The organism is Mesorhizobium sp. M2A.F.Ca.ET.039.01.1.1 (assembly GCF_003998035.1).
GTDB lineage: Bacteria > Pseudomonadota > Alphaproteobacteria > Rhizobiales > Rhizobiaceae > Mesorhizobium.
In genome coordinates, this window is sequence record NZ_RZRY01001306.1 from 1 (window position 1) to 937 (window position 937).

The 937-nt window shown below is 63.9% G+C and carries 1 protein-coding gene and 1 pseudogene; one reads left to right on the plus strand and one right to left on the minus strand.

From position 1 onward, the window contains the following. Positions 1-414: oligopeptide/dipeptide ABC transporter ATP-binding protein (locus EOA24_RS39480; protein WP_348633112.1), on the plus strand; the 414-nt coding region annotated here is incomplete at its 5' end. 163 nt (positions 415-577) lie between these two features. Here EOA24_RS39480 and EOA24_RS42225 read toward each other — a convergent pair. Further along, positions 578-937, minus strand: a pseudogene (locus tag EOA24_RS42225) (6-aminohexanoate hydrolase); the annotation flags it as partial.

The following is a 937-nucleotide window of genomic DNA, read 5'->3' on the forward strand; positions in this document are numbered from 1 at the left end:
CTTCTGGATCTACAGCAGCAGATGGGCATCGCCTTCGTCTTCATCTCGCATGACCTCGGCGTCGTGGAGCATATCGCGAAACGCGTCGCCGTCATGTATCTGGGGCGGATCGTGGAGCTCGCGCCGAGCGAGGAGCTTTTCGCCAAGCCGGTCCACCCCTACACCGAGGCGCTGATCGCGGCAGCTCCGGTGCCGGATCCAACGCGAGTTCGGTTGGCAGCACCGGTGGAGGGCGAAGTGCCCAGCCCGATCGACCCGCCGAGCGGGTGCGCATTTCATCCGCGCTGTCCGCTCGCCGTCGATCGCTGCCGCATCGAAGTGCCACCTTTGATGCCGATGGAAGACGGGCGCATCGTGGCCTGCCATGTACGCGCCCCGGGGGTACCGGAAGGGCCGGCGAGGGCCTTGCGGTAGCGGAATCTTCGCAACCTTTCACCGGTTGGCGGCGCGACGGGGCGAGACCAGAATAGGCCAGGCCGTTTATGCTGCGAGCAGCTTGAGAAGCATTTCACCGGTGGCGAGTTCAGGGGTCGAGGTTAAAGACCCCCAACCCTTGCCCGCTTCGGCATTCCGCCCCTCAGCGTGCGCTCAGCGCAGCGCGGATCGCAAGCAGCGCCGCTCGATCGTCAATCCAACGTGGATCGCCGGTGTCGCCGTCGGGAAAGGCGGACAGCTTTACGGCCGCAAACTCAGCGTTGGCATCGACATAAATGGTCTGTCCGCCAACGCCACGCGCCCAAATGGTACGACAGCGGGTATCCTCGATCCACCACTGATTATGATAGGCACCGAAAGGTAACTGTTTACGGTCGTCACCATGGAGCTCGACCCCACCGTTCCGCGTTTCTTCTATCCAGCTCTGCGGAACGATTTGGCGCCCGCCCCAGGCACCGCCCTCAACCAGCAACTGGGCGAACCGCCCTAGGTCGCGCAGCGT